The sequence below is a fragment of the Fictibacillus fluitans genome (genome assembly GCF_030418125.1).
GTDB lineage: Bacteria > Bacillota > Bacilli > Bacillales > Fictibacillaceae > Fictibacillus_C > Fictibacillus_C fluitans.
Genome location: NZ_JAUHTR010000014.1, coordinates 1 through 13,921, shown reverse-complemented (window position 1 = coordinate 13,921; position 13,921 = coordinate 1). Strand labels below are relative to the sequence as shown.

At 36.3% G+C, this 13,921-nt stretch carries 11 protein-coding genes; 10 read left to right on the top strand and 1 reads right to left on the bottom strand.

The features are described from left to right. The first annotated feature begins 12 nt into the window (after positions 1–12). Genes QYB97_RS19725 through QYB97_RS19700 form a run of 6 tightly spaced genes read left to right on the top strand, consistent with a single transcriptional unit; the run spans position 13 to position 7,349 of the window. On the top strand, positions 13–1,206 hold the full coding sequence (locus tag QYB97_RS19725) for a glycosyltransferase (protein ID WP_301167742.1): 1,194 nt from the start codon (positions 13–15) through the stop codon (positions 1,204–1,206). A gap of 15 nt (positions 1,207–1,221) precedes the next feature. Beyond that, positions 1,222–2,385 carry a glycosyltransferase gene (locus tag QYB97_RS19720; protein WP_301167741.1) on the top strand — a complete coding sequence of 388 codons (1,164 nt, stop codon included), beginning with the start codon at positions 1,222–1,224 and terminating at the stop codon, positions 2,383–2,385. 48 nt (positions 2,386–2,433) lie between these two features. Continuing rightward, positions 2,434–3,981 (top strand): lipopolysaccharide biosynthesis protein, encoded by a 1,548-nt coding sequence (locus QYB97_RS19715; protein WP_301167740.1) that lies wholly within the window; start codon positions 2,434–2,436, stop codon positions 3,979–3,981. A gap of 20 nt (positions 3,982–4,001) precedes the next feature. Beyond that, positions 4,002–5,123, top strand: a complete 1,122-nt coding sequence (locus QYB97_RS19710; protein ID WP_301167739.1) for a DUF2334 domain-containing protein — start codon at positions 4,002–4,004, stop codon at positions 5,121–5,123. Positions 5,124–5,155: 32 nt separating this feature from the next. Continuing rightward, positions 5,156–6,217 (top strand): glycosyltransferase family 2 protein, encoded by a 1,062-nt coding sequence (locus QYB97_RS19705; protein ID WP_301167738.1) that lies wholly within the window; start codon positions 5,156–5,158, stop codon positions 6,215–6,217. A 31-nt stretch (positions 6,218–6,248) separates the two neighbouring features. Next, positions 6,249–7,349 carry an acyltransferase family protein gene (locus QYB97_RS19700; protein ID WP_301167737.1) on the top strand — a complete coding sequence of 367 codons (1,101 nt, stop codon included), beginning with the start codon at positions 6,249–6,251 and terminating at the stop codon, positions 7,347–7,349. A gap of 33 nt (positions 7,350–7,382) precedes the next feature. On the opposite strand, the gene QYB97_RS19695 is transcribed toward QYB97_RS19700, so the two are convergent. Beyond that, on the bottom strand, positions 7,383–9,428 hold the full coding sequence (locus QYB97_RS19695) for a right-handed parallel beta-helix repeat-containing protein (RefSeq protein WP_301167736.1): 2,046 nt from the start codon (positions 9,426–9,428) through the stop codon (positions 7,383–7,385). A gap of 244 nt (positions 9,429–9,672) precedes the next feature. On the opposite strand from QYB97_RS19695, the gene QYB97_RS19690 reads away from it, so the two are divergent. The 4 genes from QYB97_RS19690 to QYB97_RS19675 all read left to right on the top strand — a co-directional run bounded on the left by QYB97_RS19690 (position 9,673) and on the right by QYB97_RS19675 (position 13,878). After that, positions 9,673–10,389 carry a metallophosphoesterase family protein gene (locus QYB97_RS19690; RefSeq protein WP_301167735.1) on the top strand — a complete coding sequence of 239 codons (717 nt, stop codon included), beginning with the start codon at positions 9,673–9,675 and terminating at the stop codon, positions 10,387–10,389. A 69-nt stretch (positions 10,390–10,458) separates the two neighbouring features. Beyond that, positions 10,459–11,490, top strand: coding sequence for a UDP-glucose 4-epimerase GalE (galE, locus tag QYB97_RS19685; RefSeq protein WP_301167734.1), 1,032 nt, complete (start codon positions 10,459–10,461; stop codon positions 11,488–11,490). 279 nt (positions 11,491–11,769) lie between these two features. Continuing rightward, entirely contained in the window at positions 11,770–12,774 is a 1,005-nt protein-coding gene (locus QYB97_RS19680) for an LLM class flavin-dependent oxidoreductase (RefSeq protein ID WP_301167733.1), read from the top strand. A gap of 96 nt (positions 12,775–12,870) precedes the next feature. After that, a complete protein-coding gene (locus QYB97_RS19675) occupies positions 12,871–13,878 on the top strand; it encodes an LLM class flavin-dependent oxidoreductase (protein ID WP_301167732.1) in 1,008 nt (335 codons plus the stop codon). Positions 13,879–13,921 lie beyond the last annotated feature (43 nt).

Below are 13,921 nucleotides of genomic sequence, written 5' to 3'. Positions count from 1 at the left end.
AGAGTTTTGGCGATGAAAAAAAAACTATTATTCATGGTTATAAATATGAATATTGGGGGAACAGAGAAAGCTCTTTTATCTTTACTCCAAGAGATTCCTCAGGAAAAGTACGATGTGACAGTTTTAATGCTGGAAAAGTACGGTGGCTTCCTAGATTTAATACCAGCATGGGTAAACGTGAAAATTTTAGATGGATATTTGGAGATAAAGGACGAATTGAACAACCCTCCCAAAACAGTCGCTATAAATTATTTTAAAAAAGGAAGGTTAATAGAAACAATAAAGATTTGTGCTTACCATGGCATGGCAAAGGTGATGAAGGAAAGAACACAATATTATAAGTATCTATTAAAAAAGTTTAACACTTATGAAAATGACTATGATATTGCTGTAGCTTATGCTGGTCCTATGGACTTCATAAGCTATTTTATTATTTATAAAATCAGAGCAAAATATAAAGTTCAATGGATTCATTTTGACGTAACAAAGATTGGATTTAATAGAAATTTCGTTCGGAAAATTTATTCTCATTTCGATAGAATTTATACTGTATCAGAAGAAGGAAAAGAAAAGTTTTGTAAGTTAATGCCGTTTTTGAAACATAAAACAGTTAGATTTGAGAATATTATTTCATCAAAACATATTGTTGAAATGTCTGAAAGAGGAAAAGGATTTACTGATTATTTTGATGGCATACGAATTCTTACTGTCGGGAGATTAAGTAAAGAAAAAGGTCAGGATATGACCATTTGTGTAATGGCCAGACTTAAGCGAGAGGGTTATCCTATTCGATGGTATAGCATTGGAGAGGGTTCTGCTAGAAAAGAGTATGAGAACTTAATTGCACAGTACAAACTCGAAAAGGATTATGTATTGCTTGGTTCTACCCCAAATCCGTATCCCTTCATGAAACAATGCGACCTTTATGTGCAACCGTCCAGACACGAGGGATATTGTATTACGTTAGCTGAAGCAAAGCATTTGTTAAAGCCCATTGTTGCTACCAATTTTACTGGCGCTAAAGAACAAATAACCGATGAGCTAACTGGTTTAATCGTTGATATTAATGAAGAAGATTTGTATCTGGCGATTAAAAAGATATTGGATAACCCAGATAAGTGCAAAGGATTTGTTTCTCAATTAAAAAGAGAAACACACATGAAGAATGAAAGTCCAATTAAATATTTACTTGAAAATACAATTTAACGGGACTATAAATTAATGAGAAAAATTGCGATTGTAACCAGAGAATTAGTTTTAGGTGGGATTGAAAAAGCATTAATTACAATGTTAAAAGCCATTCCAAAGGAAGACTATGATATTACAGTCTTTGTGATGGGAGCCGGGGGTGAACTCAAAGAAGATTTACCAGAGAACGTGAAGTTAGAATGTTTATATGGTTATGAGAAGAGTATCTTTGAGAAAGTATCGAAATCTATTAAAAAATTAAAAATTATTCATGCTTTTGAAGTTGGATGGTATTCCATTCTAGCAAAAAAAACAAAAACAGTTTTTGACCAAGAAATGTACTTATCTAAAATTGCTCCTATTGTGAATGAAAAATTCGATTTAGCTATAGCTTATCATGTCCCTGCGTCTTTTCCCGTAATCTATGTTATTAATAGCTTAAATGCAGAACACAAAGTGGCATGGATTCATAGTGATGTTTCTAATTATATTGATCCTCTTCAGCGATATATTAAATACTATGAACAATACGATAAGATATTTTGTGTATCACACCAGGCTATGGAGGAATTTAACAAATTCCTTCCAAATTTAAAAGGACGAACAGAATTATTCTATAATATGTTAGATAAAGAGAGATTGAAATTATTATCTGAAACTGGAGAACAATATGATGACGGTTTTAATGGATTTAAAATACTCACAATTGGAAGATTGACGTCAGAAAAAGGACAAGAATTAATTCCAGGTATTTTAAAGAAATTGCTTTCAAAAGGTCTTAACGTTAGATGGTATTGTATAGGTGACGGGGTAAACAGGGGAGTGTTGGAGCAAAGAATCAAAGAGTTACATTTAAAAAACAACCTTATATTACTTGGATCCAAGAATAATCCTTATCGTTATTTAAGGGATTGCGACCTCTATGTACAACCTTCTCAACATGAAGGGTATTGTATCACGCTTGCTGAAGCAAGACTATTTAATAGACCAATTATTACTACAGATTTTGCTGGTGCAAGAGAGCAAATAATTCATGGCACTACAGGATTGATAGTTGAATACGGTGAAGACTTTATATATAAACAAATTCTTTGCTTGTTAAATAACAATGTACTAATGCAAACTTTTGAAAAAAATTTATCAAATATTGATGTTGAAAATAAATCTGACATTAGTCAGCTGCTAAAAATAATATAGGGCATAGTTGCTGAGCAGCAAAAAAAATGAAGTGAAAGGTAGTTAACTATGAGAAGCCAACTCAAAGCAGGGGCAATCTTATCTTATTTATTACTCGTGCTGAATAGTGCAATATCGATAGTTTATACTCCTATAATGTTAAAGCTTGTTGGCCAGTCAGACTATGGTTTATTTAGCCTTGCCAGTTCTGCAATTGGATATGTTAGCATATTGAATTTTGGTCTTGGAAATGCGGTAATCAGATATACGGCCAAATATAAGGCTATAGGTGATCAAGAGAAATGTAATCAATTATACGGTATGTTCAGCGTTATGTATGGTGTATTAGGGTTCTTGGCTTTGATTGCTGGTATCATTGTGACTTTTTTTTCAGAAACTATTTTTTCAAATTCCTTGACTGGGGAAGAAGTCATTAAATTGAAAGTGCTTATAGGTATAATGGCATTGAATTTAGCCGTTGGTATTGGATTCGGGGTATTTAGTGTAATTGTACTAGCGCACGAAAAATTTATATATCAAAAAACATTGAACATTATCAGTTCTATGATCACACCTTTATTAACGTGGCCTCTATTAGAAATGGGTTATGGAGTAATAACAATATCAGTTGTAAATACTGTTATAAGTCTGATAACGATTCTATTAAATATACATTATTGTTTCAAAGTATTAAAAATAAAAATAGTTTTTAAAAAATTCGAATCGAGTTTATTGAAAGAAATTTTAGTCTTCTCTTCTTATATCTTTTTAAATCTGGTAATTGGACAATTGTATTGGTCAACGGATCAAGTGATTTTGGGGATTTACAGTGGTACGGTAGCTGTTTCAATTTACTCACTTGCAGCCTCTTTTACAGGATATTTTTCTGGTTTTTCCTCTGCTATTTCTAACGTATTCTTGAGTAAGGTTTCACGAATGGTGGCTCAAAATCTCCCTGATAAGGAAATATCTGATTTATTTATTAGAATTGGCAGAGTTCAATATATTGTAATTTCATTTGCTTTAAGCGGTTTTATTGTTTTCGGAAAAGAATTTATTGTGTTATGGGTAGGGAAAAACTATAGTGAATCATTCATAATTGCTTTGCTTATTTTGATTCCTATGATTGTTTCTTTAATACAGGGGATGGGCGGAATAGTATTACAAGCTAAAAATATGCAAAAGTTTAAATCTGTAGTAAACGTGTTGATTGCGATTGTAAATGTAGTAATAAGTATCATATTTGTACGGTATTGGGGAGCAATAGGTTGTGCACTTGGGACTGCCTTAGCTTATACAATAGGAAATATCATTATTATTAACATTTATTATTGGAGAAAAGTAGGTATTAATATCCCCCTTTTTTGGAAGAACATTTTAAAAATGAGTTTTCCAATGCTGTTAAGTGTTATTTATTCTATGACAATCAATTTAAATTTTTCAGCAAACGACTGGTTATTTTTTATTTTTAAAACTTTAATCTTCTCAATAAGTTACATATTAATAATGTGGTTTGCTGGTATGAATAACTATGAGAAAAGCTTGTTTTTAATCCCTCTAAAAAACGTCATACAAAAACTAACATTAAAAATGAAAGAAGTTAAGATGCATATATAAAATTGAGAGGAAAACAAAAGTTGATAGCTAGATACAAAAAATCTATGTTAAATGCTTATTATAATTACCGATATTGGCAAAATATTATTCAAAGTATGAAATACAATTTAAAGGATATTAATAGTCAGCACAATAAGACATGTACTTATCTCAATAAGCCAGGGATTGCTTTTTCATTTGATGACAATTTCCGTATACATCATTGGCTTCAATATGGAAAAGGCTTATTTGGTTATTATGATGTGAAAGTGACTTTTAATATAAATGCATTCCATCATTTCGAAAATGAAAGATCATTTACCCAAGAAGAAATTGATATGCTTTTGGACTTACAATCAAATGGTCACGAAATAGCTCATCATGGTTTTAAACATAAAAGAGCTACAGATTTTGTTGAAATGTTTGGAATGGAAAAATGGATTAGTGAGGAAATTTTAACCTTATTTGAGTGGATGGAGGAACAAACTCACTCTCTTACCAAAGAAAAGTTAAAAAAACCAGCTACTTTTGCATTCCCATATTTTAAATCTAACAAAGAATGTGTTAATGCTTTGGTACCAAAGTATTTTAAAGTTGTTAGAGGACATTTGGATAAACAAAATTTAATTCCTTTTAACTATACAGGATTTACTCCATCAATTTGCATTGATGTGAAATTTCTTAAAAGTATTAAAATGTTAAAAAAAATACTTAAATTCTTAAAAGAGTTTAATAAAAACTTAATCCTAACCTGCCATTCGATCCTACCTGATGAGCAGAATTGGGATGATTTTGGATGGGGAAAAGAATCTAAACCTGCTGGACAATGGAGGATATCTCCAAAGTTGCTGGGAGAAATAATAGAAATTGCAAAAGAAAATGGACTGGCTTTTTATACAACATCAGAATTAGCTGGGATTGCCTCATTTATTGACCGAAACTTGGAGAGTTATATCCGTTATACATTTGCTTCTTCAAGAAAATGGATTATGATTGAAGACCTCGAGAATGTAACACAACTTGATTTAAGTAATAAAAATATTACAAATCTAGATGGATTACAATATTTCAGTAACCTCGAGAGTATTAATTTAATCGGGAATAATATTAATGATTATCGTTTATTAAAGAAGATTCCTAAGCTGCGGAAAATTTTACAATAGTGTGCTATTAAAATAATCTGTAGGAGGATAAAATGCCGGAAATTAGCGTTATTGTACCAATTTTTAATGCTGAAAAATATTTAAGCAAATGTATTAAATCGATACTGAACCAGACGTTTAGAGATTTTGAATTAATTTTAGTCAATGATGGTTCTACAGATAATAGTTTAAAAATATGCCGGAATTTTTCTGAAAAAGACAATAGAATTTTTTTAATTAACCAAGCAAATAAAGGCAGTATAGAAGCCAGACGTGCCGGATTAAATGTATCAAATTCTAAATTGATAATGTTTGTAGATGCAGACGACTGGGTAAATGCACGGATTCTTGAACTATTACACAATGAATTAGTAATAAATGACGTGGATATTACTGTTTGTAATATGAGCAAAGTTTTGGGTAATGGTTACCTAGTAAAAAAAGTAGGAGATAACACATACTTTAAAGGTTCTAAGATATACGATAAAGAAAAAATAATGAACAGCATAGTTGTTGCTTACTTTCATGGTCATCCTTTTCCGTCTTCTTTGTCAGCAAAGTTATATAAAAAAGAATTACTGATGAACAGCGGGAAGTACTTAGATCGTATTAAATTTCTCGGAGACGATTTATTTTACAACATTGAGATATTAACAAAAACTAACAGAATAAAAGTTATAGATAAGTCACTATATAATTATCGGGCTGGAGGATTTACTAGTAAATACATGCCTGCTTTGTTCGATGATATGGTTAATGGGTATTTAATACAAAAAGAGATAATTGAAAATTTGTATCATCATACATTAGAGAAGCAAATGAATGGAATTAGTATCATGTTACTTAACACATTAAAAACGTGTTTGAGTAATCTTTTTTATAGTGATTTTGATATAACCCAAAGGAAATCAATAATTTCTAACTATGTTTCCAACATGGCAGTCCGTGAGAGCATTCGAAATTCTGGAGCTAAAAATTATTTTTCAGATGAATATCTAATGGCAATACAAGAAGGTGATATAAATTATTTGTATAATTTAGGATTAGATTCTTTTAACAAAAACAAATTAAAGAGATTTATGATACATTTAGTAGCAAAAACACCAATGATATAAATGAAAATCACTTACTGAAAGGGAAATATTAGTGGGAGAATTTACGAAGAACGAAATGAAGGTATTGCAGGGTACTGCTATTTTATTTATGTTGCTTCTCCACCTATTTTGTAGAAAAGATGTAAATGGTTTATATGATGCTTATCCCTTGGTAAATAACGTTCCACTGATTTATTATTTAGGATTATTTGGCGATGCTTGCGTTCCTATTTTTTGCTTTTGTAGTGGTTACGGGCTGTTTATGAGTAAAAAAGAGAATAATTCCATAAAAACATCTATGAAAAAAAACTTAAAACGGATTACTAAATTGCTTATTAATTTCTGGATCATTATGTTTCTGTTTATAGTTATTGGAATTATTTCAGGAAAAACTGAATTTATGAGTGGTGGATTCACACAATTCTTAGGCAACTTTTTCCTCGTATCAAATTCTTATAATGGAGCTTGGTGGTTTTTACAAACGTATATCCTTTTAGTTTTTCTGGCACCACCTATATTTAGATTAGTTAATCGGTATCCAAATAAGATTATATTATTTATTTCTCTAATCATTTACTTCTTTACCTACGTTCAAAGAATTAAGCAAATCTTTATCTTCGGTAATCCATTCATTGATGGAGTTATGAATTCCATTGTTTTACTTGGTACTTCGCAATTTGCTTTTGTTCTGGGTGCAATTTTTGCTAAAGAGCAAATTTATTCTAATTTAAAAAGTAAAGTATATAAGGTGCCAATGAAAAATCTTTTATGCTTGCTAGGAATTCTAACCCTAGGTTTTATTCATGCTTTAATTGAATCCATGTTTATTGCTCCTTTTACAGCATTAGGATTCATCTGTCTCTTTAGTCTTTTAAATAAAAGTAAATCTGTTGAAAGATTTTTTGCCTTTATGGGCAATCACTCAACAAACATATGGTTAACTCATATGTTTTTTTATATGTCCATATTTCCAGTCCTTACATTTGCACCAAGATATCCAGTGTTTATTTTCTTTTGGCTCTTAATCCTTTGTTTAACTTCATCGTTTGTGATAAACCTTATATTTCATCCTGTCTTAAAGTTTGTAATGAGAGAAAATGATAGTAAAAGGGAAGAGATTTTGATCGTTCCTACACAAGCAAAAAATCAATAAGTCCACCAAAGTGGACTTATTGATGAAAAACAATTAATTACCTAAAACCCCGTTATAAATATTATTTAATTTTATATGGTTACTGGCTAATCTTACAATAACTGTGCTTAAGATATTGTCTCTGAATATAAGCCTGATAGTATCCAATAAAGTGCTTGCGTTTACAGCAATCATAGGTCTATTAGATGCGAATTTGTTGCCCGATATTAGAACTGATTCAGCTGTAAATGTGCTGCTCCAAAAGTCGATAATTGCAGTATTTGTTTCAGAAGCAGGAAAGGAAAAAGAATTATTTATTAATTCTATCTTTCCTCCAATATCCCAAAAGAAGAAAGCAGTTCTTTGTTTGCCACCAAAAAAACTACAGTCTTTAAAGCTGAGTTTTGCAATTTTTGAACCAAGATAAAACAAGTCGTAAGAATCCCATTTAAATATGCAGCTAGTAAAATTAAACTCTGCATTTAAATTTGTGCCATACGTTAATGAACCAGTATTGATAAACTGGCATCCCGTATAGCTGCCAGGTGGTAAGCCAGTCATTCTTCCTTGTCGATGTTTGATATTAAGAAATGTTACGGAATCGAGTAGCCAGCCAAAAGCATTGACTGGGACCACAGTAAATGCCTCAATTCCACTGCCTTCAAACACACAGTCTGTAATACTTTGTGGCTCAATACTAAATATCAGTGGTGCTCCAGAATTTGATGAAATATTATAAAAGTCGTCATCATAAAGGAATTTGCAATTGTTAACTTGAGCGACATAAGCTTTTGTTTTACTGAAATTAATAGGCGAGTTATGAAAAAAACAATTATCAATAAGTGCTTCTTTCTGATCCAATAGCAGCAATCGGCAGTTACTCAGTTGATTATTAGAAAACTGGCACTCCCCAGAAAGACGGGGACCAGCGTTCACAAAGTAATTATCTGTGACAAAGGCAAGGTTTACACCTGGATTGATGGTGAAAATACCTAAATGAATTCTGTTTTTAGTAATAGTGATATGCCTGCCTGCTACTGCAATAATGTTATAAGCGGAATTATCGAAGATGTTATTTTCTTCAATATAGATAAATTGGTTAATATCATATCCATCTTCAATATCAATAGCACCTGCAGGAGCAGTTCCACTAATATGATGGATCTCACAATTTCTTACATAAAAATGTTTCACCCCACAAATGGCCACTCCAAGCCTGCGGCAGTGGTGCAGGTTACATTTTTCAATATAGCAATGAGTAGGGAACTCTGGTGTCCTGATTGTGAGTGTGTTCCCTGTGGTAGAGGGAAGAGTTGCTTGGTGAAGAGTTGCTTTTGCATAACTGGCACCCTGAGGAATTTCAACTGTGTCAAAAAAGTGCAGATCAGTTGCGGAAGAAAGGAATGAGTCATCACTTTTATAAAAAATCATATCATACGTATCTGTTGTGATTTCACGGCCAATCCCTCCGTAACTGTCGCCAAAGAGCCCAAAGAAACCGACATTTGTTATTTGTGGAACCATAGGGATTTTATCTCTGGTTCGTATCCTTTTTGGATTGGTCTCAGGGATTCCAGTTCGTGTATTTATTCCACCTAATTCTAAATTTCTTGCAATGGCGTCCATTGCACTGCTGATTCCACCATACGACGTAATAGCGATAACACCATCACCGGTTGTGTTATAGATTTCAAGCTGGTCAACGGTGATATTTTTCACACCGTATTTTAATTCCACACCTACCCCAAATTCATGAGTTCCCCCGCTGGAGTAGTTATGGGAATAGCGGTCACCTTCAATCTTTCCATTGGTTACTCGGGAGTATTGCTGTTTACTTCGAAAAGAAACAATAGAATAACCTGGTAGCCCGTTATCTCTTATTCGTAAGGTCGCGCTGCCAAGGTTCAGAGTTTGGTAACTCTGAGGTTGAATCGGATTCGTTTCATCTATTAAATAAGTTCCTTTTGGCAATACCACTTCTGTGTAGTTTTGCTGGGCAGCCCAAACGAGAGCAGCATTTATACCTTTTGAAGTATTTGGAGCATCCGTACCATCATTTTTGACATTCCATCGCTGTAGCTCTAGTACATAGCTGCTCATTTAGGAGTATTCCCTTCATTTCGTTTAATACAAAAACCTTTCATTACATGCACCTCATTAATGGTTATACTGACAGAAAATTGGTAGAGTGAGGGTGTCAGTAGAAGTAAATGCTTGACGTTTACGTTAAAAAATAGTCATTTGTCCCGCTTCTTCTAAAAACATAGTATTCAGATTATAGTAGAGTGATAGGGCGAATTAGACAAACTTGCATAATTATTGTTGAAATTTTGGAGGTGCTTGAATGAAAATCGCTTTTATTTCAGATATTCATGGGAATGCAGTAGCATTGGAGACAGTTTTGCAAGATGTGAAGGGAAAGAGTGTTGACCAGGTTGTCGTGTTGGGAGATTTATGTTTTCGGGGGCCTGAGCCAAAGCGGTCACTGGAGCTCGTTCAGGCACTCAATACCAAAGTAATTAAAGGCAATGCGGATGAATGGGTTGTGCGGGGAATTGGAGAAGGAGAAGTTCCGTCTCATGTAATGGACATGATGGAGAAGGAGCGTTTATGGTGCTATGAACGATTGAATCCTGAAGATATTGCGTATCTGCAGGAACTGCCTTCAGATTTAACGTTAAACAGCGGTCCGATTCGTGTCCATGCTTTTCATGCGACACCTGACAGTCTGTTTGAAGTGGTCACTCCCGCTGAGAGTGAACCTGTTTTGAAAGAAAAAATGATGGGGAAACAGGCTGAATTTTATGTATATGGCCATATACATAAAGCATACGTGAAGTACCTGGCTGGCAAATGTCTGGCGAATACGGGAAGTGTAGGGTTGCCGTTTGATGGTGTCCCCCGGGCATCCTATTTATTGTTGGAAGTTAATGAAACGAGTTACCATACGAGCATTGTCCGGGTGAGGTATGACATGGAACAAGTGATTCGGCAGTATAAAGAGCACGACTATCCAAACGCTGAAATCATGATTAATGTATTAAAAAATGCAAGCATATAACAAAAGAGGTAGAGACCATAAGCTATGGAGCTTATGGTCTTTTTCTATGGAGATGGGAGAGAGTAAATAATGAACATCCTGGTTACCGGTGGCGCAGGTTATATTGGATCTCATACATGCATCGAACTGCTAAATGCAGGTTATAAAGTGATTGTTGCTGACAATTTATCAAACAGCAGCAAAGAATCTTTGGAAAGAGTAAAAGAAATCACGGGAAAGGAACTGTTGTTTTACTCTGTTGATCTTTTACACGCAGGGGAGATCGAATCGATTTTTAAAGAAAATACCATTGATGCAGTGATTCATTTTGCCGGCTTAAAAGCTGTAGGGGAATCCGTAGATCAGCCCCTTCGCTATTATCAGAACAACATCTCCGGAACTCTTAACCTCATAGAAGCAATGGAAAAGTACAATGTATTTAAGCTTGTGTTCAGTTCGTCCGCTACCGTATACGGAGCACAGAATACCGTTCCGTTTAACGAAGAAGCTTTACTTGGCGCCACCAATCCATACGGGCGTACCAAGCTAATGATTGAAGAAATGCTGAGGGATTTATATGTGTCAAATTCCAGGTGGAGCATTGCGCTTTTACGATACTTTAACCCGGTGGGAGCACATGAGAGCGGAAGAATAGGCGAAGATCCAAACGGGATACCAAACAACCTTGTACCCTATATTACACAGGTTGCTGTAGGGAAGCTGCCAATGCTGAAAGTGTTTGGAAATGACTATCCTACGAGGGACGGAACGGGTGTCAGGGATTATATCCACGTTACGGATTTAGCGTACGGGCACGTGAAGGCAATTGAAAAATTGGCAACCACTCATGGAGTCGAGGCTTATAACCTGGGTACAGGAATGGGATACAGCGTATTGGAAATGATACAGGCGTTTGAAGCAGCCTCGGGACGCAGCGTCCCTTACGAAATGGTGTCACGTCGCCAGGGAGATATTGCTGTCTGCTATGCAGATGTAACAAAGGCATATAAAGAATTGAACTGGAAAGCAGCAAAAGGGCTAAAAGAGATGTGCGAAGATTCGGGGAGATGGCAAAATAACAATCCCCAGGGATACAGTGATAAAGGTGCTGTAATTCATTAAGACGTATTATATTGAACAAATAAATTTCGCGTACAATCCGATAATAGGATTGTACGCGTTTTTTTGTTTGTCCAAAACGAATTCGAAAGAATAACAAAACACATAAACCCCTGTGATTCTGTTTTTCATACTGTAGTTAAACGATTGAAGCACAGGACAAGCTAACTATGGTTTCAGGCAATTTTATTTGTTGTAGAGGAATTCTGTTTTATCATACATACAAAGAAAATTTCTTACCCATTAATAAAAAGATGTTATTACGAGGAAAGAAGGCTCCCTATGAAATTAAGCATTCTTGACCAGTCGCCGGCTGCAAACGGGGGAACGGCCAGGCAGGCACTGGAAAGTTCACTGGCATTGGCCCAGGCCGGAGAGAGGCTCGGCTATGAGCGATACTGGATTGCGGAACATCATGATTTTCCGGGATTGTCGTGTCCTGCTCCTGAAGTGATGCTCGGGTATATCGGGGGACAGACGGAATCCATTCGAATCGGCTCAGGCGCGGTGTTGCTGCCCCATTACAAACCGTATAAAGTGGCGGAAACGTATAATCTGCTGGCAACGTTGTTTCCGGGAAGAATTGACATGGGAATTGGAAGGGCTCCCGGTGGCTCGGCGGAGGCGACCATGGCGATATCGGATAACTATTTGGAACAGGTTCGCCGGATGCCCGAGTCTGTCGAAGAGCTGCTTCGTTTTTTGAAAAATGATTTTCCAAAGGATCATATATTTTCCAAGATATCTCCTTCCCCTGTACCAGACATGCCGCCGGTACCCTGGATGCTTGGAACGAGCAAAAAGAGCGCTTTACTCGCGGCCAAACACGGGCTGCCTTATGTTTTCGGGCAGTTTATGAGTGATCAGGAAGGTACGGAAATTTTTGAACAGTACCGTTCCGAGTTTAAGGCAGGTTCCTGGATGGCTGATCCATACACAATTTTAACGGTATCCGTCTTTTGTGCAGAAACAGCTCAAAGGGCAGAAGAATTGGCGCTGCCCAATCACATATGGAAACTTCAGCTGCAAAAGGGAGAGGGGCGAAAAGGCGTTCCTTCCTTGGAAGAAGCGAAAGATTATTCACTCGCAGAAGAGGAAAAAGAACTTCTGGAGCAGATGAAAAGCAGAACGATAACCGGCAGCCCGGCAAAAGTGAAACAGCGTCTTGAAGAGTTGCGAACTCAATACCAGGCAGACGAATTAATGATTGTAACCATTGCGCATGATAACCGTGACCGCATTCATTCCTATGAACTTCTTTCTAATATTTTCCTTGACCCCTCATGAGCAAAAAATTTAGAAGCTTTACATTTACTTGTTACAATCAAAATGAAGGTAAAAATAATTAGAACTGTCGTTGATATACAGAAAGGGGACTTTTAAATGTCCAGTAAGCAGCTTCATGACATTCCATACTCTGTACTGGATCTTTCTCCAGTCGTTGTGGGAGAAACACCTGCAGATTCATTAAAGAAAACATTGGACCTGGCCCAGCATGCGGAAAAATGGGGATATAACCGCTATTGGCTGGCAGAACACCACAGTATGCCCGGCATTGCCAGTTCAGCCACTTCAGTTGTGATTGGGCATGTGGCAGGAGGCACTGAACGGATTCGTGTAGGTTCAGGCGGGATCATGCTGCCAAACCATGCGCCTCTTGTTATTGCTGAACACTTCGGCACACTGGAATCCCTCTACCCGGGGAGAATTGATCTGGGACTTGGCAGAGCACCTGGAACAGATCAGGTCACTGCCCATGCCCTACGCCGGGAGAATATGAGCAATGGCGAAGATTTTCCGGAACAGGTCGATGAGCTCCGTGCTTACTTAAAAGCAGACGGTGAAGGAAACAGAGTTCGTGCCATTCCTGGAGAAGGACTGGACATTCCGATTTGGCTCCTTGGCTCAAGCGGGTTCAGTGCAAGACTATCCGCGCAGCTTGGTTTGCCATTCTCGTTTGCCAGCCATTTTTCACCGGATAACACACTGCCGGCGCTGGATGTTTACCGACGTAATTTTAAACCTTCAGAGGTACTTGATAAGCCATATGCCATGGTCGGGGTAAACGTCATTGCGGCCGATACCGAGGAAAAGGCCGCTTTTCTTGCGACGTCCATGCAGCAGCAGTTCCTGAATCTTGTCCGCGGTATTCCGTCCAAACTGAAGCCGCCGGTTGAAAGCATGGAGGGAATCTGGTCTCCTTTCGAAAAAGCTTCCATTGACCAGCAGCTTCGCACCACCATGATCGGGACACCTGAAACGGTTAAAGCAAAACTGCAGGCATTCCTGGATGAAACACAAGCTGATGAAATGATTATTAACGCACAAATTTTTGATCATGAGGACCGGCTTCGTTCTTATGAAATTGTATCTGAAGTTTTTAGCAAGTAAATGATTAAGCGGGGCTGTCCAGAAAGTCAGTGCAAACTGACTT